This window comes from Micromonospora xinjiangensis, assembly GCF_056150165.1.
The window spans coordinates 30,168-51,146 of sequence record NZ_JAXCFO010000009.1 but is presented as its reverse complement, the minus strand read 5'-3'; the positions used below and the strand labels follow the sequence as shown (position 1 = coordinate 51,146).

At 73.0% G+C, this 20,979-nt stretch carries 20 protein-coding genes and 1 pseudogene; 11 read left to right on the top strand and 10 right to left on the bottom strand.

Annotated features, from left to right (window positions below):
* Nucleotides 1-319: 319 nt before the first annotated feature.
* Nucleotides 320-1,195, top strand: a complete 876-nt coding sequence (locus SM573_RS26400) for an alpha/beta fold hydrolase (RefSeq protein ID WP_474617314.1) — start codon at nucleotides 320-322, stop codon at nucleotides 1,193-1,195.
* Entirely contained in the window at nucleotides 1,192-2,058 is an 867-nt protein-coding gene (locus SM573_RS26395) for a sugar phosphate isomerase/epimerase family protein (RefSeq protein WP_474615047.1), read from the top strand. Before SM573_RS26400 ends, SM573_RS26395 begins: the two co-directional genes overlap by 4 nt.
* Before the next feature lie 389 nt (nucleotides 2,059-2,447).
* Here SM573_RS26395 and SM573_RS26390 read toward each other — a convergent pair.
* A pseudogene (locus tag SM573_RS26390) lies at nucleotides 2,448-3,298 on the bottom strand (IS5 family transposase).
* A gap of 264 nt (nucleotides 3,299-3,562) precedes the next feature.
* On the opposite strand from SM573_RS26390, the gene SM573_RS26385 reads away from it, so the two are divergent.
* The 7 genes from SM573_RS26385 to SM573_RS26355 all read left to right on the top strand — a co-directional run bounded on the left by SM573_RS26385 (nucleotide 3,563) and on the right by SM573_RS26355 (nucleotide 9,615).
* A complete protein-coding gene (locus tag SM573_RS26385) occupies nucleotides 3,563-3,904 on the top strand; it encodes a PadR family transcriptional regulator (protein WP_474615046.1) in 342 nt (113 codons plus the stop codon).
* On the top strand, nucleotides 3,901-4,851 hold the full coding sequence (locus tag SM573_RS26380) for a permease prefix domain 1-containing protein (protein ID WP_474617313.1): 951 nt from the start codon (nucleotides 3,901-3,903) through the stop codon (nucleotides 4,849-4,851). The genes SM573_RS26385 and SM573_RS26380 overlap by 4 nt, the downstream gene beginning before the upstream one ends.
* A 229-nt stretch (nucleotides 4,852-5,080) precedes the next feature.
* The gene (locus tag SM573_RS26375; RefSeq protein WP_474617312.1) at nucleotides 5,081-5,476 is read left to right on the top strand and encodes a DoxX family protein; all 396 of its coding nucleotides are present in this window, start codon (nucleotides 5,081-5,083) and stop codon (nucleotides 5,474-5,476) included.
* A gap of 91 nt (nucleotides 5,477-5,567) precedes the next feature.
* Complete coding sequence (locus SM573_RS26370; RefSeq protein WP_474615043.1) at nucleotides 5,568-6,851, top strand: sensor histidine kinase; 1,284 nt, start codon at nucleotides 5,568-5,570, stop codon at nucleotides 6,849-6,851.
* Nucleotides 6,848-7,582 carry a response regulator gene (locus tag SM573_RS26365; RefSeq protein WP_474615042.1) on the top strand — a complete coding sequence of 245 codons (735 nt, stop codon included), beginning with the start codon at nucleotides 6,848-6,850 and terminating at the stop codon, nucleotides 7,580-7,582. The genes SM573_RS26370 and SM573_RS26365 overlap by 4 nt, the downstream gene beginning before the upstream one ends.
* An 81-nt stretch (nucleotides 7,583-7,663) precedes the next feature.
* Nucleotides 7,664-8,557 (top strand): ABC transporter ATP-binding protein, encoded by an 894-nt coding sequence (locus tag SM573_RS26360; RefSeq protein ID WP_474615041.1) that lies wholly within the window; start codon nucleotides 7,664-7,666, stop codon nucleotides 8,555-8,557.
* A complete protein-coding gene (locus tag SM573_RS26355; RefSeq protein ID WP_474617311.1) occupies nucleotides 8,554-9,615 on the top strand; it encodes an ABC transporter permease in 1,062 nt (353 codons plus the stop codon). Before SM573_RS26360 ends, SM573_RS26355 begins: the two co-directional genes overlap by 4 nt.
* Nucleotides 9,616-9,681: 66 nt before the next feature.
* On the opposite strand, the gene SM573_RS26350 is transcribed toward SM573_RS26355, so the two are convergent.
* The 7 genes from SM573_RS26350 to pgsA all read right to left on the bottom strand — a co-directional run bounded on the left by SM573_RS26350 (nucleotide 9,682) and on the right by pgsA (nucleotide 15,949).
* Nucleotides 9,682-10,431 (bottom strand): YebC/PmpR family DNA-binding transcriptional regulator, encoded by a 750-nt coding sequence (locus SM573_RS26350; protein WP_474615039.1) that lies wholly within the window; start codon nucleotides 10,429-10,431, stop codon nucleotides 9,682-9,684.
* Between the two features lie 322 nt (nucleotides 10,432-10,753).
* Nucleotides 10,754-11,362 (bottom strand): pyridoxal 5'-phosphate synthase glutaminase subunit PdxT, encoded by a 609-nt coding sequence (gene pdxT, locus SM573_RS26345; protein WP_474615038.1) that lies wholly within the window; start codon nucleotides 11,360-11,362, stop codon nucleotides 10,754-10,756.
* Between the two features lie 64 nt (nucleotides 11,363-11,426).
* Nucleotides 11,427-12,344 (bottom strand): pyridoxal 5'-phosphate synthase lyase subunit PdxS, encoded by a 918-nt coding sequence (gene pdxS, locus SM573_RS26340; protein WP_474617310.1) that lies wholly within the window; start codon nucleotides 12,342-12,344, stop codon nucleotides 11,427-11,429.
* 200 nt (nucleotides 12,345-12,544) lie between these two features.
* On the bottom strand, nucleotides 12,545-13,048 hold the full coding sequence (locus tag SM573_RS26335) for a hypothetical protein (RefSeq protein ID WP_474617309.1): 504 nt from the start codon (nucleotides 13,046-13,048) through the stop codon (nucleotides 12,545-12,547).
* A gap of 108 nt (nucleotides 13,049-13,156) precedes the next feature.
* Nucleotides 13,157-14,317, bottom strand: a complete 1,161-nt coding sequence (locus SM573_RS26330) for a glycosyltransferase family 4 protein (protein WP_474617308.1) — start codon at nucleotides 14,315-14,317, stop codon at nucleotides 13,157-13,159.
* Between the two features lie 70 nt (nucleotides 14,318-14,387).
* Nucleotides 14,388-15,320 carry a phosphatidylinositol mannoside acyltransferase gene (locus tag SM573_RS26325; protein ID WP_474615034.1) on the bottom strand — a complete coding sequence of 311 codons (933 nt, stop codon included), beginning with the start codon at nucleotides 15,318-15,320 and terminating at the stop codon, nucleotides 14,388-14,390.
* Nucleotides 15,317-15,949 (bottom strand): phosphatidylinositol phosphate synthase, encoded by a 633-nt coding sequence (pgsA, locus tag SM573_RS26320; RefSeq protein WP_474615033.1) that lies wholly within the window; start codon nucleotides 15,947-15,949, stop codon nucleotides 15,317-15,319. Before pgsA ends, SM573_RS26325 begins: the two co-directional genes overlap by 4 nt.
* Before the next feature lie 251 nt (nucleotides 15,950-16,200).
* Between pgsA and SM573_RS26315 the strand changes: the two genes are divergently transcribed.
* Complete coding sequence (locus SM573_RS26315; RefSeq protein WP_474617307.1) at nucleotides 16,201-18,357, top strand: elongation factor G-like protein EF-G2; 2,157 nt, start codon at nucleotides 16,201-16,203, stop codon at nucleotides 18,355-18,357.
* Between the two features lie 108 nt (nucleotides 18,358-18,465).
* Here the strand turns inward: SM573_RS26315 and SM573_RS26310 are convergent, their stop codons facing one another.
* Nucleotides 18,466-19,524, bottom strand: coding sequence for an aldo/keto reductase (locus SM573_RS26310; RefSeq protein WP_474617306.1), 1,059 nt, complete (start codon nucleotides 19,522-19,524; stop codon nucleotides 18,466-18,468).
* Between the two features lie 175 nt (nucleotides 19,525-19,699).
* Here SM573_RS26310 and SM573_RS26305 point away from each other — a divergent pair, with 175 nt between their 5' ends.
* On the top strand, nucleotides 19,700-20,227 hold the full coding sequence (locus tag SM573_RS26305; RefSeq protein ID WP_474617305.1) for a hypothetical protein: 528 nt from the start codon (nucleotides 19,700-19,702) through the stop codon (nucleotides 20,225-20,227).
* Nucleotides 20,228-20,324: 97 nt separating this feature from the next.
* Here SM573_RS26305 and SM573_RS26300 read toward each other — a convergent pair whose 3' ends face one another.
* A complete protein-coding gene (locus SM573_RS26300) occupies nucleotides 20,325-20,837 on the bottom strand; it encodes an HIT family protein (RefSeq protein ID WP_474615060.1) in 513 nt (170 codons plus the stop codon).
* Nucleotides 20,838-20,979: the final 142 nt, after the last annotated feature.

Sequence of the window (20,979 nt, the reverse complement as noted above, 5' to 3'; positions counted from 1 at the left end):
GAAAGCCACTCCGGTCCCAAATGAGCCAGAGACCGAACTCCGATCGCTTCAGCTTGCGGCGGCCGATCTGAGTGTGCTCACATGAGCAGCCTCGATAAGCCGTTGTTACGTCACGTCGCGGCGCCTCTCCCTTGATCGTGTCGATTAGCCGTTATTCGCGGTCCCAAAGGAGGCGGGCTCCGGTATCCGGTCGAGCCCGCTCACGCTCCGTCTCAGGCGTACCGGGTTCCGTGGCGGGTATGGGGGCGGGGCACCGGGGAGTGCGCCACCCCACCGGTCGAAACCGGTCACCAACCTGGCCAGCACGGAGGGGCGTCACGTGGTACAGAATGCCGGCATCCGCCACCACCGGGCGACCGTGGAGGGTGTCGCCCACCATTACCTCACCGCGGGCGACGGCCCGATCCTGCTTCTCATCCATGGATTTCCGCAGACCTCCCGCGAGTGGATGCCCCTCATCGCGCGGCTGGCTACCCGATTCCGGGTGATCGCGCCTGATCTGCGCGGCCTGGGTGGCTTCCCCGGGCCGGCGCAGGGCTACGACAAAGCCACCCTCGCCGCCGACCTGCACGGCATCGTCGAGCAGGCGGGACCCGGCGGTCCGGTGCTGATCTGCGGGCACGACCTGGGCGCGTACGTCGGCTTCGCGTACGCGCTGCGCTACCGGGACGAGGTCGCCGGTCTTGTCACCGTCGACGCACCACTGCCCGGCACGGAGCTGGGCGACAGCCTCGCCGCCAACCCCCGTACCTGGCACATTCCGTTCCACTCGAACGTGGACGTGGCGCACCTGCTGATCAGTGGGCGGGAGCGTGAGTACATCGACTACTTCGTCTCGTCCCGCATCTACGACCGGTCCGCGATCAGCGCGGAGGACATCGACGCCTACGCCGCCGCGTACCGGGCACCCGGTGCGCTCCGTGCCGGTCTGGAGATGTACCGGGCGCTCGGCCAGGACAGCGCGGACAACCGGGCGGCGCTGGCCGAGGGCCGGCTGGACATCCCGGTCGTGGTGGTCGCGAGCGGGGTGACCGCCGTGCCGTCGGCATTGGAGGCGATGGCCTCCGAGATCGCCGTAAACGCCCGGGTGGAGATCATCTCTGAGGCCGGGCACTGGATTCCCGAGGAGAAGCCCGACGACCTGGCGGCGGTCATCACCAGCCTGGTCGACCCGGACGTGGCGGGTGCACGGTGACCGGACGGATGGTGGAGCTGATCTTCTGGCCCGGCAGCCTTGCCGGGCGCGGGTTGCCGGCGGTCCTGGAAGCCGCCCGGGCCGGCGGGTTCACCGCCGTCGCGCTCAGTCCGCCGATGATCCAAGATCTGTTGGATGGCGGACGCGACCCGGCGCAGCTCTCCGCCGAGGTCGCCGGCCACGGCGTACGCCTGGCCCAACTCGACGGCGCGACCAGCTGGGCACCTGTCTGGTACGGCTCCGACATGGCTGCCCCGCTGCGGGAACGGTTCAACTTTTCCGACACCCAGATTCTCGACCTGGCCGAGGCCGCCGGCATGGACTCGATCCTCGCCGCCGGAGCGTTCGACCGCGGCGCCGTACCGGCAGACGATCTTGTCGCCGCCTTCGCGGCGTTCTGCGACCGGGCCGCCGAGCGGGGCATCCGGGTCGAACTGGAGTTCGTGCCGTTCTGGGGAATTCCGGACCTGGCGTCCGCCTGGGACATCGTCCGTCGCGCCGACCGACCGAACGGCACCCTGATGATCGACAGCTGGCACCTGCTCAAGGGCTCCGCCGACCCTCGGGCTGCCCTCGACCTGCTACCCGACATTCCGGGCGACCGGCTCACCGGACTGCAGTTGGCCGACGCGCTCAGCGCACCGCAGGCCGAGACGCTCTACGGCGAGGGCCGGTTCCGTCGTTTTCCCGGTGACGGCGAACTGCCGTTGGATCCGCTCACCCGGCTGTTGGTGGACAAGGGTGGCCTGGTCCGGGTTGGTGCCGAGGTGTTCGGCGCGGCCATCGACGACCTGGACAGCCCGACGGCGGGCGTCCGGGCGGCGACCACGGTCAACGCGGCCCTGGAACGCGCCGGTTCCTGATCCGCCATCCCAGCAGCCGGGGACGCGGCCCACAAATCCGTCCTTCTCCGGTGCCGACCCCGATTCCCGCCCCGACTTGGGCCATTTAATCGGTAATCCGCGCCACCGGAACCGTTCGGTACTGGAGCTCGTGACTCCAAGCCTCCTTCTGGGACGCTGAAATCGTCCCGGCTGTCTCTCGATCGTTTGCGAGCGGCCAGGAAGACGATCGACGGTGAGCATCGGCAACAGTCCGACGCACGTTGACCTGGCGTACGTCGACGAGGATTACGGGCTCGCCGAAGACACGCAGGGCGTCACCGGCACACGTGATAACCCTCAGCCACACCGCTGCGCGGAGGGGCAGTGTCGATTGAGAGCGTTTCGTCCTAGGCCGTGTCTTCAAAGCTTTACAACCACTGCAGTAGCGCGGCGATGGTGACCGTGGCCCGGTAAGACGTGGCGGTCTTGTCGTAACGAGTCGCGACGCTGCGGCACTGCTTGAGCCGATTGAAGCAGCGTTCGACGACGTTGCGGCGCTTGTAGAGCTGCTTGTCGAACGCCGGTGGCCGGCCGCCTCGGCTGCCTCGTCGGCGGCGGTTGGCTTGCTGGTCGGCGCGTTCGGGGATCGTGTGCCCGATGCCTCGCCGGCGCAGGTCGGCCCTGATCGCTTTGGTGCTGTAGCCCTTGTCGGCGATGACGTGCTCCGGTCGGACCCGAGGCCGGCCAGGGCCCGAGCGTCCGACCCGGATGGCGGCCATGACGTGGGTGAAGCGGGTGCAGTCGTTGACGTTGCCGCCGGAGAGCACAAACGCCAACGTGCGGCCGAGGCCGTCGCAGGCGAGGTGAATCTTGGTGGTCAGTCCACCTCGAGATCGACCGAGGGCGTGATCCTGTGGTTCGTCCGTTTCGTAGGTCCCCCTTTAGCGCCCGCGGCATGCTGGTGGGCGCGCACGATGGTCGAGTCCACCGACACCAACCAGTCGATGTCCCCAGCCGCGTCCGCGTCGGCCTGGACCCCGGCGAGCATCCGCTCGAACGTCCCATCAAGCGCCCACCTGCGGAAACGGGTATAGATTGACTGCCACGATCCGTAGCGGGCGGGCACGTCCCGCCACGCCGCCCCGGCCCGGATCTTCCACACGATCCCGTTGAGCACCCGCCGGTCATCAGCCCGCGGCCGACCACCGGTCACCGCCGACGGCAGGTACCGCGACAGCGCTTCCCACTCGACGTCAGACAACTCGTAGCGACGACCCACGCGCTACATCATCCGACACCAAGATCCTTTGAAGACACCGCCTAGCGAGGGGCGCGCACGCAAGGAGCTGCCGACCGCGGACCGCGATCAGGGAACGACCGCCTCAGAAAGCGCACCCACAGTTCCCGGCACCGATCGACGCCCTCGAACACGGCACGCCCGACTTTCCTGGCGCTCCAGAGAATCAGCAACGGGCGATGGTTGAGACCTGCACGACGATGTGGCGGTGGACAACAGTGTGTGCCACACAGTATGGTGTGACGCATGGGCAGCGACGAGACACTCCGGATCCACCTCCAGGAGCTACGTCGGGGCACTGTCGTGGTGGCGAGCCTGATCGCGCTGCGTCGTCCCGACTACGGCTACGCACTGCTGCAACGGCTCACCGGGCACGGCTTTCCGGTGGACGCGAACACGCTCTACCCGCTGCTGCGCCGCCTGGAGGAACAGGGGCTGCTGACCAGCGAGTGGAACACCGAGGAGAGCCGGCCGCGCAAGTTCTACCGGACCAGCGACGAGGGCGAGACGGTGCTCCGCCGGCTCCTCGACGACCTGGCCGCCGTACAGACATCCCTCACCACGCTGATCGAAGGAGTGCAGCGATGACCTCTCTGACCGACCGCTACCTCGCCGCCACCCTGCGGGCGGTGCCCGCCGCCCGCCGCGAGGAGATCGCGACCGAGCTGCGCGGCTCGATCGAGGACATGATCGACGGCCGGCGGGCCGAGGGGCGCGACGCCGAGACGGCCGAACGCGAGGTCCTCACCGAGCTGGGCAACCCGGCACAGCTCGCCGCCCGCTACGCCGACCGTCGCCTCCAGCTCATCGGCCCCACCTACTACCTGGCCTGGGAACGGCTCATGAAGCTGCTGCTCAGCTTCGTCCCAGCCCTGGTCGGGATCATCGTCGGCCTGCTGGACGCCACCGACGGGGAGAACCCGGGTGGCGCGGTCGGCGCGGGCGTCGCCACCGCGCTGGAGGTCGCCATCCAGATCGCCTTCTGGGTCACCCTGGTCTTCGCGGTGCTCGAGCGGACCAACACCAGCCTGAACCTGCCGGCGTGGACCGTCGACCAGCTCCCCGAGGACAACGTCAACCGGCAGATCAGCCTGGTCGACGTGGCCGCGGCGATCGGCTGGCTGGTGCTGTTCATCGCGTACCTGCCGATCCAGCACTTCCACTCGTTCGTCCCGACCGACGACGGGGAGAACCTGCCGATCCTCGACCCGGCGCTGTGGAGCTTCTGGCTGCCGTTCCTGATCGCCGTGCTCGTCGCCACCGTCGGCCTGGAGATCGCCAAGTACCGGGCCGGGCGGTGGACGTGGCCGCTCGTCGCCGTGAACGCGGTGCTCGACCTCGCCTTCGCGGTGCCGGTGATCTGGCTGATGTCGACCGACCGGCTGCTCAACCCCGACTTCGTGAACCGTTGGGAGTGGCTCGGGCGCGCGGAGAACCTGAACACCGTCGCCACGATCGTGGTGGTCGGCACGGTCCTGGTCACGCTCTGGGACATCGCCGACAGCGCGATCAAGGCGTACCGCAACCGGCACTGACCGCACGAGCGTCGCGGCCCGGCACCCCTTCGGGTGCCGGGCCGCGACCATGCGACGTCCGCGGGGCCGGCGACCAACCCGCGCGGCTCGACCGCGGCGGTGACGCGGACCACACCACGGGGCTGTCACGGCGGCCGGGGCACCGGCATCTCCATGAGCGTCGGAACCCGCGCGGACGAATCGCGTCGGCGCGGACGGCCCCTGCCCCGCCAGTCGCAAGGAGAACGCCGTGAACCTCACACTGCACACCGTGCTGTGGATCGTCGCCGGGTTGCTCGCCGCCGTCCTGCTGGTCAGCACCTCGAAGATGTTCGTGCCCCGGGAGAAGATCGCGTCGGTGGGCCACCCCGGCGAATGGGTCATGGACTTCAGCCCCACCGCCCTGCGGGTCATCGGCACCCTCGAACTCCTCGCCGCGGCGGGTCTGATCCTGCCCGCCGCGCTCGGCGTCGCGCCGGTGCTGGTGCCGGTGACCGCCACCTGCGTGGCGGCGCTGTTCCTGGGTGCGGCCACGGTGCGCCTGCGCCGGGGCGAGCGGGCGACGATCCTGGCCGACCTGGTCTATCTCGCCCTGGCCGTCTTCGTGGCCTGGGGTCGCTTCGGCCCCGAGCCCTTCGCCGGCTGACCCGGCCGTCACACCCCACCGCGCCCTCGCGGCGCCCGCCCCGGCCGTGCGCCGGGACGGCGACGGCCGCCGGGGTGTCATCCTTGACCAGGTGAACACCCCGACGCGCGACGACGCCTGGCACCGCCCCGGCCCCACGCCGGAGCAGCGCCGCCTCGACCTCTACGCCGGGCTCGCCGTGACCGTGCTGGCCCTGTTCAGCCTGACGCTGACCCGCAGCACGGGCGCCTTCCTGCTCGGGCCGCCGCCGTCCGGGCCGGAACAGCTCTTCTGGACCGTGGCGGTGACGCTGCCGCTGATCTGGCGACGACGCTTCCCGACCACCACCACCCTGGTCGTCTCGGCCACCTACATCGCCGCCCAGGCCCGCTCCGCCCCGGAGACGCAGCTCTCCTCGTACGCCCTCTTCGCCGCCATCTACGCGCTCGGCGCCTGGGGCCCGGACCGGCGGCTGTCCCGACGGGTGCGCGTCGGCGTCATCGTCACCATGTTCGCCTGGCTCGGCGTCTACTACGCGGTCACCGTCGGCAGCATCCCGGAGGACGCGTTCGCCGACGCGGTCGGGCCGGTGCCGCCGGTGCTCGCCGCCATCGTGAGCGGGGTGCTGGTCAACGGGCTCTTCTTCGGCTTCGCGTACTTCTTCGGGGAGACCGCCTGGCTGGCCGCCCGGCGGCAGCACGAGCTGGCCGAGCAGGCGGCGGAGCTGCGCCGGTCGCAGGCCGAGGCGCGCGGCCGGGCGGTGATGGGTGAGCGGGTACGGATCGCGCGTGAGCTGCACGACGTGGTCGCCCACCACGTCTCCGTGATGGGGGTGCAGGCCTCGGCCTGCCGGCGGGTCTTCGACCGGGACCCGGGCAAGGCCCGCACGGCGCTGACCGCCATCGAGGAGACCGCCCGCACCGCCGTGGACGAGCTGCGCCGTATGCTCGGCGTCCTGCGCGCGGGCGAGGGCACGCCGGAGCGCGTCGAGCCACCGGCCGGGATCGACCGGGTCGCCGCGGTGGTCGAGCGGGCACGCGACGCCGGGCTGCGGGCCACCTTCGGCGTGTACGGGGACGCGGTGCCGCTCCCCGAGTCCGTGTCCCAGGCGGTGTACCGGGTCGTCCAGGAAGGGGTCACCAACGTGCTCAAGCACGCCAGCGGGGCGAGCGCCCTCGACGTGCGCCTGCGGTACCTGGCCACGGAGGTCGAGGTCGACGTGACCGACGACGGGCGGCCGACCCGCCCGCCGAACCCGGACGGCATGGGCCTGGTCGGCATGCGCGAGCGGGTCGCCACCCACGACGGCGTGCTGGAGGCCGGTCCCCGCTCCGGCGGCGGCTGGCGGGTACGCGCCCGCTTCCCCGTACCCGTGCCCGTGGCGGAGCCGGCATGAGCGGGCCGTACGCCGACGGGGCCGCAGCGGGCGGCACGGCCGCGACGGACCGCCCGATCCGCGTACTCCTCGCCGACGACCAGCACCTGGTGCGCACCGGGTTCCGCGTCATCCTCGAGGTCGAGGACGACATCGAGGTCGTCGGTGAGGCGGCCGACGGCGAGCGTGCCGTGAGCATGACCCGGGCGCTGCACCCCGACGTGGTGCTCATGGACGTGGAGATGCCCGGGGTCGACGGTCTGGAGGCCACCCGGCGGATCGCCGAGGGCGGCGCGCCCGCCGGTCCCGCCGTGCTGATGCTCACCACCTTCGACCGGGACGACTACCTCTTCGCCGCGCTCCGCGCCGGGGCGAGCGGTTTCCTGCTCAAGAACGGCACCCCGGAGGCGTTGGTCGAGGCCATCCGGGTGGTGGCCCGCGGGGACGGGCTACTCGCCCCGGAGATCACCCGACGGGTGATCGCCACCTTCGCCCGCCCCGGCGACGCGTCCGGCCCGGGCGCCGCGGCGGCGGGCGCGGCGGCGCTGGACGAGCTGACCCCCCGGGAGCGCGAGGTCCTGGTGCTGCTGGCCCGGGGCGCCAGCAACGCGGAGATCGCCACCGACCTGCACCTCGGCGAGGCGACGGTGAAGACGCACGTGAGCCGGGTGCTGGCCAAGCTGGGCCTGCGCGACCGGGTCCAGGCGGTGGTCTTCGCGTACGAGCACGGAGTGGTGCGCCCCGGCGGCTGACCGTCTCCGCCGTGCGGGGGACCCCGCTTTTCCACCTGGCGACGGACGGCGTCCGATGCCCGGCGATCTAGCGTGGCCGACGTGACGAGTGTGCTCCGCCTGGACGGTATCGACCGCAGCTTCGGCGACCGTCAGGCGCTCAAGAACGTCTCCTTCGACGTGACGGCCGGCCGGATGACCGGCTTCGTCGGCGGCAACGGCGCCGGCAAGACCACCACGATGCGGATCATTCTCGGCGTGCTCGCCGCCGACGCCGGCCAGGTGACCTGGCAGGGCGCGCCGCTGACCCCGCAGGTCCGGGGACGCTTCGGCTACATGCCGGAGGAACGCGGCCTCTACCCGAAGATGAGCGCCCGGGAGCAGGTGGTCTACCTGGGTCGGCTGCACGGCATGAGCGCCGCCGCGGCGAGGCGCGCCACGGACGCGCTGCTGGAGCGGGTGGGCCTCGCCGAGCGCGGCGACGACCTGCTGGAAACCCTGTCGCTGGGCAACCAGCAACGCGCCCAGATCGCCGCGGCGCTGGTGCACGACCCCGACGTGCTCGTGCTCGACGAGCCGTTCTCCGGCCTCGACCCGCTCGCCGTGGACACGGTCCTCGGCGTGCTGCGCGAGCGGGCCGCCGCCGGCGCCCCGGTGCTCTTCTCCAGCCACCAGCTCGACGTGGTCGAGCGGCTCTGCGACGACCTGGTCATCATCGCCAACGGGGTGGTCCGCGCGGCCGGCAGTCGCGAGCAGCTGCGGCGCACGTACACCTCGCCGCGCTTCGAGCTGGTCGTGGAGGCCGACGCCGGCTGGCTGCGGGACCAGCCCGGGGTGACGCTGGTCGACCTGGACGGCGCCCGCGCCGTGTTCGACCTCGCGCCCGGCGCCGACGAGCAGCCGGTGCTGCACGCCGCGCTGGCGCGCGGGCCGGTACGCGCGTTCCGGCCGGTCAGCCCCTCCCTCACCGAGATCTTCCGAGAGGTCGCCCAGTGAACACCATGCAGGCCACCCGCCTCGTCGCCGCTCGGGAGATCCGGGTCAAGCTGCGCGACCGGACCTTCCTGTTCAGCACCCTGTTCTTCCTGCTGATCGCCGCCGCGGCGACCGTCCTGCCGCCGCTGCTCTCCGGCGGACCGTCCACGGTGGCGGTCACCGAGCAGGCCGCCGGCCCGCTGCGCGAGGCCGGCCTGGAGGTGCGGACGGTCCCCGACGACCGCGCCGCCGAGCAGGCCGTCCGCGACGGCGACGTGGACGCGGCCGTCGTCTCCGGCCCGGCCGTGCTCGCCATGGACGACGCCCCCGACGACGTGGTGAACGCGCTGAGCACCCAACCCCCGGTCCGGCTGCTGGACCCCGACGCCGTGGACCCGGTGGCGGCGTTCCTGGTGCCGTTCGCCTTCGCGTTCATCTTCTTCGTGACGTCCCAGGCGTTCGGCGTGCAGATCGCGCAGAGCATCGTGGAGGAGAAGCAGACCCGGATCGTGGAGATCCTCGTGTCCGCCGTGCCGGTCCGGGCGCTGCTCGCCGGCAAGATGGTCGCGGGCACACTGCTGGCCCTCGGACAGATCGTGCTGGTGGGCCTCGTCGCGGTGGTGGGCATGGCCTTCGGCGACAGCGGCGGCCTGCTCCGGCTGCTCGGCCCGGCCATCGGCTGGTTCGTGCCGTTCTTCCTGCTCGGCTTCGTGCTGATCGCGGCCATGTGGGCGGCGGCCGGGGCGCTGGTCAACCGGCAGGAGGACATCGCCGGGGTGTCGACGCCGGTGCAGTTGGCGGTGATGCTGCCGTTCTTCGCGGTGGTCTTCCTCAACGACAACGCCACGGCCATGACGGTCCTGTCCTACCTGCCGTTCTCCGCGCCGACGGCGATGCCGCTGCGGCTGTTCACCCAGGACGCCGCCGCCTGGGAGCCGCTGGTGGCGCTGGCCCTGCTGCTGGTCACGGCCGCCGCGTTCCTGCTCGCCGGCGCCCGCGTGTACGAGGGCGCGCTGCTGCGCACCAACGGTCGCACCTCGATCCGGACCGCGTGGCGCACCCGGGAGACCGTCGCCTGAGCGTCCCGAGCGCGGCACCCCGCCGGAGTGGGCGGGGTGCCGCGCTCGACGTCGGTCACGGCCGGCTCAGCCGACCGCCGCCATGATCTCGTCGCTGACGTCGAAGTTCGCGTAGACGTTCTGCACGTCGTCGCAGTCCTCGAGCACGTCGATGAGCTTGAAGATCTTGCGGGCGCCGTCCTCGTCGAGCGGGACGTTGACGCTCGGGATCAGCGAGGACTCGGCCGACTCGTACTCGATGCCGGCGTCCTGCAGCGCGGTGCGCACCGCGATGAGGTCACTCGGCTCCGAGACCACCTCGAACGCCTCACCGAGGTCGTTGACCTCCTCGGCGCCGGCGTCGAGGACGGCCATCATCACGTCGTCCTCGGTGGTGCCCGCCTTGGGGACGATCACCACGCCCTTGCGGGAGAACATGTACGACACGGAGCCGGCGTCGGCGAACGACCCGCCGTTGCGGGTCAGCGCCGTGCGCACCTCGGTCGCCGCCCGGTTGCGGTTGTCGGTCAGGCACTCGATCAGCAGCGCGACGCCGTTCGGGCCGTAGCCCTCGTACATGATCGTCTGGTAGTCGGCGCCGCCCGCCTCCAGGCCGGAGCCGCGCTTGACCGCGCGGTCGATGTTGTCGTTCGGGACCGAGTTCTTCTTCGCCTTCTGGATGGCGTCGTAGAGGGTCGGGTTGCCGGCGGGGTCACCGCCGCCGGTCCGGGCGGCCACCTCGACGTTCTTGATCAGCTTGGCGAACATCTTGCCGCGCTTGGCGTCGATGACGGCCTTCTTGTGCTTGGTGGTCGCCCACTTTGAGTGGCCGGACATCTGCTACCTCCGTGTGTCGTTCCACGCCTGCGTCGACTGCCACGCCGATCAAATGCCGCATCCGGCGATCCGGCGGCCGGTCGGCTCCCGCGGGAGACGCCACGCGGGCGGATGGCCCTGCCGAACCGCGGCAATCCTACCGAGCCCGGGCCCGGTCATGTCACACCCGGTCACCACGCCGGGCGGCGCCGGGCCACGGCGCACCCACCACACAACGCCGGCCGACCGGGATTCATGCCCGCCGGGCCGGAGTCGGCCCCCGGTGGCGGGCCGGACCCGCCCCCGGGTCACCGCCCGCTTCCCGGCCCTGAGCCGCGGCCGGTCAGGCGGCGGCCCGGACCAGGTCCACGAAGTAGCGGTGCAGCCGCCGGTCGCCGGTCAGCTCCGGGTGGAAGGACGTGGCCAGCAGGTTGCCCTGGCGTACCGCCACGATGCGCCCGGCCGCCGGCCCGTCGTCGACCCGGCCGAGCACCTCGACGCCGTCACCGACCCGCTCGACCCAGGGCGCCCGGATGAACACCGCGTGGAACGGCTCACCGGCCACCCCGTCGATCCGCACCGGCGCCTCGAACGAGTCGACCTGCCGCCCGAACGCGTTGCGTCGGACGGTCATGGCGATGCCGTCGAAGCCGCGCTGGTCCGGCCGTCCGTCGAGCACCTCGGTGGCAAGCATGATCATGCCGGCGCAGGAGCCGTAGACCGGCATCCCGTCGGCGATCCGCTTGTCGATGGGCTCCCGCAGCGCGAAGACGTCGACCAGTCTGCTGATGGTGGTGGACTCGCCGCCCGGGATCACCAGCCCGTCGACGTCGTCCAGTTCCCGCGTCCGACGCACCGGGCGGGCCTGCGCGCCCGCCGCCGCCAGCGCCGCCACGTGCTCGCGTACGTCGCCCTGGAGGGCGAGCACGCCGATGACGGGCCCGTCGCTCATCGCAGCGCTCCTCTCCCGCGTCCACCCGACGAGGGGCCTCGACGCGCGGGGCTCCACCGTGCCGTCACCAGCCGCGCTCGGCCAGGCGGTGGTGCTGCGGGATCTCGTCGACGTTGATGCCGACCATGGCCTCACCGAGGCCCCGGGAGACCTTGGCCAGCACGTCCGGGTCGTCGTGGAAGGTGGTCGCCTTGACGATCGCGGCGGCCCGTTGGGCGGGGTTGCCGGACTTGAAGATGCCCGAGCCGACGAAGACGCCCTCGGCGCCGAGCTGCATCATCATGGCGGCGTCGGCCGGGGTGGCGATGCCCCCGGCGGTGAACAGCACCACGGGCAGCTTGCCGGTCTCGGCGACCTCCTTGACCAGCTCGTACGGGGCCTGGAGCTCCTTGGCCGCCACGTACAGCTCGTCGGCCGGCAGCGAGCCGAGCCGGCGGATCTCCTGGCGGATCTTCCGCATGTGGGTGGTGGCGTTCGAGACGTCACCGGTGCCCGCCTCACCCTTGGAACGGATCATCGCCGCGCCCTCGGTGATGCGGCGCAGCGCCTCGCCCAGGTTGGTCGCCCCGCACACGAACGGGACGGTGAACGCCCACTTGTCGATGTGGTTGCTGTAGTCGGCGGGGGTGAGCACCTCGGACTCGTCGACGTAGTCGACGCCGAGCGCCTGGAGGATCTGCGCCTCCACGAAGTGCCCGATGCGGGCCTTGGCCATCACCGGGATGGAGACGGCGTCGATGATCCCCTGGATCATGTCGGGGTCGCTCATCCGGGCCACGCCACCCTGCGCGCGGATGTCCGCCGGCACCCGCTCGAGCGCCATGACGGCGACGGCGCCCGCGTCCTCGGCGATCTTCGCCTGCTCGGCGTCGACCACGTCCATGATCACGCCGCCCTTGAGCATCTCGGCCATGCCGCGCTTGACGCGGGCGGTGCCGACGACGGGGCCGGCGCTCGTCTGCGGAGAGGTGGTTTCAGACACGACTCATCGCTCCTCGGCGTGCTCGGGAGGTGGTGACAGCGAAAGGCTACGTCCGGGGCAACGCCGCTCCGACAGCCAATCAGACCCCTGGTGGCCTGCCCTGTGGCACCCGTCACCCCGGCCGGCGGCAGCGATCCTGACATCGCTGTTCGCCCCCTGGTGTCCACGGTTGGGCGGATCGTGCCGGATCGTGGAGAGGGTCAGCCCGTCGGGACGTCGGCGGGCACCGTGAGCGTCGGGTCGTCGATGTCGAAGTAGCGCGGCCACTCCCGGCCGCGCCCCATCCGCAACAGGCGTACGAGGGGACGGCCCCGCGCCGCGCGGGCGTCCCGGACCAGGTCGGTGTGCACCTGCCGGGCCAGGGCGAGGCGGCGGCTGGCCGCGATGACCGCCTCGCAGTCCGGGTCGGTCGGGTCCAGCTGCACCGCCCGCAGCTGGCGCGTCAGGTCGTTCTCGGCGGCCTCCCGCTCGTCGGGATGGGCGTCGAGCGCGATGCGCGCGGCCGCGTACAGCTCGACGCCGTACCGCCGCTCGGCGAGCACCGCGGCCGCGGCGGCGCGGCGCAGCAGGTGGGCGTCGAGGGCCCGGGCCGCCAACTCCGCACGGGCGTGCAGCCGTTGCACCCGACCGGCGGTCCAGACCAGGTACGCCGAGACGAACCCGACGACCACGGTCGCACCCACCGCCCACCACATGCCCGGCATCGTAGTGCCGCTCCCCTTCCGCCCCGCTGGGCCGGCCCGGTGCCGCGGACCGCATCACGCCGGGGCACCGGCCGCCCACGCCCGCCGTGCAGGTCGGCGAGGACGGGCTCAGCCCAGCCCGACCCACTCCTCGTCGATGACGCGCCCGTCGGTGGCCTCGATCGCCGCCGCGTACACCTCGAGCACCCGCCGGGCGACCACCGGCCAGTCGAAGTGCGCCACCACCTGGTCACCGCAGGCGGTCAGGGTGGCGCGGGCCGACGGGTCGTCGAGCAGCTCGACCACCGCGTCGCGCAGTGCCTCCACGTTCCCCGTCGGAAAGAGCCGACCGGCCCGGCCGCCGTCCAGGACCCGGCGGAACGCGTCCAGGTCGCTGGCCACCACCGTGGTGCCAGCGGCCAGCGCCTCGGTGAGGATCATCCCGAACGACTCGCCCCCCGTGTTCGGCGCCACGTAGAGGTGCGCGCTGCGCAGCATGCGCGCCTTGTCCGCCTCCGAGACCAGGCCCAGGAACGTGACCCGCTCGCGCAGCGCCGGCGGGAACTGGCCGAACAGATCGTCCGCGTCGCCCGGGCCGGCGACCAGCAGCCGCAGCCCCGGTCGGCGCGGCGCCAGGTCGACGAAGGCGTCCCGCAGCACCGGGAAGCCCTTGCGCGGCTCGGTGAACCGGCCCAGGAAGCCGAGCGTGCCACCGCTGCCCGGCGCGCACTCCCCCGGCCATCCCGGCAGCGGGTCGGCGTCGGCGAACTTGGCGACGGCCACCCCGTTCGGGATCTCCACGGCGCCACCGTCGAGGTGCTCGACCTGCACCTTGCGGGCCAGCGCGCTGACGGCGATCCGGGCGGTGATGCGTTCCAGCACGATCTGGAGCACACCCTGCGCGGCGGCCAGCGCGCGGGACCTGGTGATCGCGGTGTGGAAGGTGGCCACCACCGGGCCGCGGGCGGAGAGGACCGCGAGCAGCGACAGGCTCAACGTCAGCGGCTCGTGCACGTGCAGCACGTCGAAGTCACCGCGGGTGATCCAGCGTCTGACCCGGGCCGTGGAGACCGGGCCGAACGCGATCCGCGCCACCGAGCCGTTGTAGGGCAGCGGGACCGCCCGGCCGGCCGGCACCACGTACGGCGGCAGCGGGGAGTCCTCGTCGGCCGGGGCGAGCACGCTGACCTCGTGGCCGAGCGCGATCAGCGCCTCGGCGAGGTCCATGACGTGGTTCTGCACCCCGCCCGGCACGTCGAAGGAGTACGGGCACACGATGCCGATCCGCACGTCACCGCCCTCTGTCCGCGCTCGCCGGACCACGTTCGGCCGTACCGCCCACGCGCACCGCGCCTCCCCCTCAGACCTGTCCGGCTGTCGGTGTGGGCCGCGAGGCGCCCGCCGCCGGGCCCCGCTGGTCGAGCCACAACCGTTGCAGCATGTGCCAGTCCTCCGGGTGCCGCGCGACGCCCGCCGCCAACTCGTCGGCGATGCGCTGGGTCAGGACGCGCACGCGCTGGTCGAGCGGCCCCTCGTCGGGTGCGGGCACCGGGATCGGGCCCTCGATCGACGCGCACGCGCGGGACGGCTCGAACCAGAGGGAGGCGACGTAGAGCGGCGCCCCGGTGCGCAGGGCGAGCAGCGCCGGCCCGGCCGGCATCCGCGCGCGGGCGCCGAAGAAGTCCACGTCGATCCCGCGGGCGGAGAGGTCCCGGTCGGCGAGCAGCGGCACCACGGCCCCGGCGCGCAGCCGGTCGACCAGCACGTCGAACGCCGGCCGCTCGCCGCCGTGGGTGGGCAGGATCTCCATGCCGAGGCGCTGCCGGAAGGCGAGGAACCGCTCGTAGACGCCCTCCGGCTTCAGCCGCTCGGCGACGGTGGTGATCGGCCAACCCTTGGCGGCCACCCAGGCCCCCGCGGCGTCCCAGTTGCCGGCGTGCGGCAGCGCGATCACCACGCCCCGGCCGGCGGCCACGGCGGCGGCGAGCTCCTGCTCACCGTCGAGCCGGAAGCCGGCCAGGATCTGCTCGCGGCTCAGCGACGGCAGCCGGAAGGCCTCCATCCAGTAGCGGGCGTACGAGCGCATCCCCCGCCGGACCAGCTCGTCCAGCTCGGCCTCGGGCAGCTCCGGCCCGACGACCCGGCGCAGGTTCGCCCGCAGTCGGGCCGTCCCCCCGCCGCCGCGCCGGGACGCGCGGTCGGCGCCGGCCCGGAACGCCGCGGCCACGACGGGCCGTGGCAGCGCACGGACGACCCGCCAGCCCGCGACGTAGCCGAGCTCGGTGAGATTCACCCGTTTCCACCCGGCGCGGGGAGCTGCTGGGCCTGCCGGTACACGTGCCGCATCCGCTGGCCGACCGTGAAGATCGACACGGCGGCCAGCAGCCAGAGCGCGATCTGCAGCGCCATCGGCACGCCGAGCCCGGTGAGCAGGCCGCCGACGCCGACGATGAGCAGCCGTTCGGTGCGTTCGGCGATGCCCACGTTGCAGGTCATGCCGAGGCCCTCGGCCCGCGCCTTGACGTAGGAGACGAGCGCGCCGGCGGCGAGGCAGAGCAGCGCGGCGGCGACGCCGGCGTGGTCGCCCTCGGTGGCCAGCCAGTACGCGACCGCGCCGAAGACGGCGCTGTCGGCGACCCGGTCCATGCTCGAGTCGAGGAACGCGCCGAACCGGGTGGAGCCGCCGCTCATCCGGGCCATCGTGCCGTCGAGCAGGTCGGTGAGCGCGAAGACCGTGACGATCAACGCGCCGGCGACCAGGTCGCCGCGCGCGCCGAAGCCGAGGGCGCCGACGAGCACGCCGACGGTGCCGGTCACGGTGACCGCGTTGGGGGTGACGCCTGCCCGGAGCAGGGCGCGTGCGAGGGGCTCGACGACGCGGGTCATCCCCGCTCGGGCCGACACTTGGAAGATCTTCGCCATGGCGGTCCCACGATAACGGTCCACCGAGGTGCGGCGATACGGCCGGTCAGCGCGGCGTGCCCGGGAGGCTTGTGCGCGCCCCGCAACGGGTGTCTGATCGGGTCAGGAAAGGTGACCCAGCTCACCCGCTCACCCGTCCGAGTTCCCGCTGTGCAGCAGACCACCGGAGGATATCGCCGCGCACCCGCCCCGGGCCGCTGTCCCGTCAGCGCGGCGGTCGCCACCACCACCGGCTGAGGGAGGTGCGCCCCATGGCGCAGAAGAGTCAGGAGAAGGGTGTCACCGGCGGCGCGCCGGTGGTGACCGAGCCCGGCAGGGTTCGCAACGTCGTGCTCGTCGGGCACTCCGGCGTCGGCAAGACGACCCTGGTCGAGGCGCTGCTCGCGGCGAGCGGCACCGTCGGGCGCGCCGGCACCGTCGTCGACGGCACCACCGTCTGCGATAACGACCCCGCCGCCGTACGCCAGCAGCGTTCGGTGAGCCTGGCCTGCGCGCCGCTGCTGCACGACGGCGTCAAGGTCAACCTGCTGGACACCCCCGGCTACGCCGACTTCGTCGGCGAGCTGCGCGCCGGGCTGCGGGCCGCCGACGCCGCCCTCTTCGTCGTCTCGGCGGTCGACGGGATGGACGCGGCCACCGCGGCGCTGTGGGAGGAGTGCGCCGCCGTGGACATGCCGCGCGCGGTCGCCGTCTCCCGGCTGGACCACCCGCGCGCCGACTTCGACGAGACGGTGGCGCTCTGCCAGCGGGTCTTCGGGGACAACGTGCTCCCGCTCTACCTCCCCATGCTGGGCGACGACGGGGTGTCCACCGTCGGGCTGCTCGGGCTGATCACCCGCCGGGTCTTCGACTACACCCAGGGCCTGCCCGCCGACGTCCGGGAGCCCGACCCGGAGCACCTGCCCGCCATCGCCGAGGCCCGCGACGAGCTGATCGAGGGGATCATCGCCGAGAGCGAGGACGAGTCGCTCATGGACCGCTACCTCGAGGGTGAGGAGATCGGCACCGACGTGCTGATCGACGACCTGGAGAAGGCGGTCGCCCGCGGTCACTTCTACCCCGTGGTGCCGGTCTGTTCGGAGACCGAGGTCGGGCTGGACGCGCTGCTGGAGGTGCTCACGGCCGCCTTCCCGTCGCCGCTGGAGCACGAGCTGCCGGTGGTCACCGGGGTCGACGGCTCGCCGTGTCCGCCGCTGGCCTGCGACCCGGACGGGCCGCTGGTCGCCGAGGTGGTCAAGACCACCATCGACCGGCACGTCGGGCGCGTCTCGCTGGTGCGGGTCTTCTCCGGCACGCTTCGGCCCGACCAGGCCGTGCACGTCTCCGGGCACGGGCTGGCCGAGCGCGGGCACCCCGACCACGACGCCGACGAGCGGGTGGGACGCGTCTACACGCCGCTGGGCGCCGCGCTGCGCGAGGTGCCCGCCTGCGTCGCCGGGGACATCTGCGCGATCACCAAGTCGGGGAGCGCGGAGACCGGTGACACGATCTCCGCGAAGGACGACCCGATGCTGGTCGCACCCTGGGAGATGCCCGAGCCGCTGCTGCCCGTGGCGATCGTCGCGAAGACCCGCTCGGACGAGGACGCCCTCGCCCGCAACCTGGCCCGCCTGGTGGCCGGGGATCCGACCCTGCGGCTGGAGCGCAACGCGGAGACGCACCAGCTGGTGCTCTGGTGCATGGGCGAGGCACACGCCGACGTGGTGCTGGACCGGCTGCGCGCGGGCGGCGTCGAGTTGGAGACCGAGCCCGTGCGGGTCGCCCTGCGGGAGACCTTCACCGCCGCGGCCAAGGGCCACGGCCGCCACGTCAAGCAGTCCGGCGGCCACGGCCAGTACGCCGTCTGCGACATCGAGGTCGAGCCCCTGCCCCGCGGCGCCGGTTTCGAGTTCGTCGACCGGGTGGTGGGCGGCGCCGTCCCGCACAACTACATCCCGTCCGTGGAGAAGGGCGTACGCGCCCAGATGGAGCGGGGTCTCGTCGCCGGCTACCCGGTGGTGGACCTGCGGGTCACCCTCTTCGACGGCAAGGCGCACAGCGTCGACTCCTCCGACGCGGCCTTCCAGACCGCCGGCGCGCTCGCCCTGCGCGACGCGGCCGAGCGGGGCGCCCCGACGCTGCTGGAGCCCATCGACGAGGTGACGATCCGGGTGCCGGACTCCTCGGTGGGCGCGGTGATGGGCGACCTCTCCGGCCGGCGCGGCCGGGTGCTGGGCACCGAACCGGACCCGGACAGCGAGGGGCGGACGCTGGTGCGCGCCGAGGTGCCCGCCACCGAGCTGCTCCGCTACGCGGTGGAGCTGCGCTCGATGACCGCCGGCACCGGCACCTTCCGCCGCGCCTTCGTCCGCCACGACCCGATGCCCCCACACCTGGCCGACCAGATCCGCAAGGAACACACCCCCTAGCCCCGCGGCTTTCTCGACGATCACGCAGTCGTGGTCGCGGAGGCAACGGGCAGGTGCCCACATTCCGTCAACCACAACTGCGTGATCGACGGAGGCTGCCCGGCGCGGTCAGGGGTGGGTCGCGGGGCTGGTGGGGCTCGGCCAGCCGGGGTGGTCGGCGTCGTGCAGGGCGGCGCGGCGCAGGGCGGCGAGCTGCCGCTCCACCTCGGCGAAGTGGTCCGGGGCGAGGGGGCCGTGTCGCAGCGCGGCGGCGTTCTCCTCGACCTGGGCCACGGTGCGACAGCCGGGGATCGGGATCGTCCGCCCGCTGCGCGCCCAGATCCAGCCGATCGCGCCCTGGGCCAGGGTGCGCCCGTCGGCGGTCAGCGCCTCCCGCACGGCGGCCACCCGGCGCAGCCACTCCGGCGCCGGCCGGCCGCCGCGGAACCACTCCAGCCAGCCCGGGGTGAGCCCGCGGACGTCGTCGCGGGGCAGCGTCGTGCCCGCCGTGTACTTGCCGGTGAGCAGCCCCATCCCGAGCGGACCCCGGTTGACGCTGGCCAGGTCGTACTTGTCGCACACGGCGAGCAGGTCGGGGGCGTCCCGGAGCACCGAGAGGGCGTGCTGCACGGCGGTCGCGCCGGCGGCGCCGTGCCCGAACGCCTCGGCCCGGTCGGGGCGGTCGGTGCTCCACCCGTACGCCCGGATCAGCCCCTCGGCGACCAGCTCCTCCAGCGTGCCGATCAGCGGTTCGACGCGCGGCACCGGCAGGTCGGCGAGGTGCAGCTGGTAGAGGTCGATGCGGTCGGTGCCCAGCCGGCGCAGCGAGGCGGTGACGGCCCGGCGCAGGTACGCCGGTGACGCGTCCTCCCCGGTCGCCTGCCGGGTGGCCTCGTCGAAGGTGTAGCCCCACTTGGTGGCGATCACCGCCTCGTCGCGCCGCCCAGTGAGCGCCCGGCCGAGGACCCGCTCGCCGTGCCCCGCCCCGTACGTGTCGGCGGTGTCGAAGAGCGTGACGCCCAGGTCGAGGGCGCGACGGACGGCCCGGACGGACTCCTCGTCGTCGACCGCGCCCCAGCCGAGCGGCTGGCTACCCTCCGCCCACGGGCCGCCGATCGCCCAGCAGCCCATGCCGAGGGCGCTGACCTCGATTCCGCTGCGGCCCAACGTCCGTGTCGTGAGTGCCACCGGCAGATCGTGCCACCTGAAGCCCGCCCGAACACAGCACGTACCGGAAAGAGTGGGCGCGGCGACCCAGCGTCACGGTCCGTTCGACGGCGGGTGGGTGGGGCGGGGCGCGGAACGTGACGACGCGGCGCGCTGACCGGCCGCACGGCGGGTCACCGGGCGCCGGGCACCACCGGTGCCCGACCGGCGGCGGGGCGGGCGCTACGGCATGATCGACGCCATGCGGCGGCTCGGCGTGGACATCGGCGGCGTCATCATCCAACCGGCGGACGACGACGCGGACACCTCGTTCTTCGGCGACCACCACCTCCGGACGCCGCCGGTCCCGGGCGCGTTCGACGCGCTCGCCGTGCTGGCCGGCGGCTTCGACGAGGTGCACCTGGTCAGCAAGTGCGGCGAGGAGACCGAGCGGCGGACCCGCGCGTGGCTCGCGCACCACGACTTCCACACCCGCACCGGCGTTCCGGCCGACCGGGTGCACTTCTGCCGTACCCGTCCGGCGAAGGCACCGATCGCCCGGCGGTTGGGCCTGACCCACTTCGTCGACGACAAGCTGGAGGTGCTCGGCTACCTCGACTCGGTGCCGCACCGCTACCTCTTCCACCCCCGACCGGCGGAGGTGGCCGCGCACGCCGCGCACCTGCCGGACGTACACCGGGTGGAGAGCTGGCCGGAGCTGGTCGCCGCCCTGCGCGCCGGCTGACGACGCCGCGCGGGGCCGCGCGGCGCCCGCCGGGCGCCTGCCGAGGCGGCGAGCGGCCGCCGGCGGCGCGGGTGCCGGGGCGGAGGGCGGCGCCCGGTCAGGACGGCCAGGCGCGGGCGAGCAGCTCGCGGGTGTCGCCGAGCAGCTGCGGCAGGACCTTCGTCCGGCCGATCACCGGCATGAAGTTGGCGTCACCGCCCCACCGCGGCACCACGTGCTGGTGCAGGTGCGCGGCGATGCCGGCGCCGGCCACGCCGCCCTGGTTCATGCCCAGGTTGAAGCCGTGGGCGTTGCTGACCTTGCGGATGACCCGCATGGCGGTCTGGGTGAAGGCGGCCAGCTCGTGGGTCTCCCCCTCGTCCAGGTCGGTGTAGTCGGCCACGTGCCGGTAGGGGCAGACCAGCAGGTGGCCGGGGTTGTAGGGGTAGAGGTTGAGCACGGCGTACACCCGCTGGCCGCGCGCCACCACCAGGCTCTCCTCCGGCGGCGCCTGCGGGGCACGGCAGAACGGGCAGCCGGTCGGCTTCTCGTAGCCCTCGGCCGGGCGGTCGTCGCCGGAGATGTAGGTCATCCGGTGCGGCGTCCAGAGCCGCTCCAGGCCGTCGGCCATCCCGCCGCTGTCCGTGTGCCGTTCCGCCCCAGTCACACCGGCGATCCTACGGACTCACCCGGGGGGCGTGCGGGCTGCACCCGACGTCCGGCCCGCGAGCGGAATGTCCGCTGTTCAGGAACGCGTCAAACGGAAGTTGTTG

Coding starts and splice junctions, on each gene's coding strand:
- SM573_RS26350 (WP_474615039.1), bottom strand. CDS start 10,431: ATGTCCGGCCACTCAAAGTGGGCGACCACCAAGCACAAGAAGGCCGTC.
- SM573_RS26335 (WP_474617309.1), bottom strand. CDS start 13,048: ATGCCGGGCATGTGGTGGGCGGTGGGTGCGACCGTGGTCGTCGGGTTC.
- SM573_RS26315 (WP_474617307.1), top strand. CDS start 16,201: ATGGCGCAGAAGAGTCAGGAGAAGGGTGTCACCGGCGGCGCGCCGGTG.
- pdxT (WP_474615038.1), bottom strand. CDS start 11,362: ATGAGCGACGGGCCCGTCATCGGCGTGCTCGCCCTCCAGGGCGACGTA.
- SM573_RS26385 (WP_474615046.1), top strand. CDS start 3,563: ATGGGCAGCGACGAGACACTCCGGATCCACCTCCAGGAGCTACGTCGG.
- SM573_RS26365 (WP_474615042.1), top strand. CDS start 6,848: ATGAGCGGGCCGTACGCCGACGGGGCCGCAGCGGGCGGCACGGCCGCG.
- pgsA (WP_474615033.1), bottom strand. CDS start 15,949: ATGGCGAAGATCTTCCAAGTGTCGGCCCGAGCGGGGATGACCCGCGTC.
- SM573_RS26300 (WP_474615060.1), bottom strand. CDS start 20,837: ATGGCCGACGGCCTGGAGCGGCTCTGGACGCCGCACCGGATGACCTAC.
- SM573_RS26380 (WP_474617313.1), top strand. CDS start 3,901: ATGACCTCTCTGACCGACCGCTACCTCGCCGCCACCCTGCGGGCGGTG.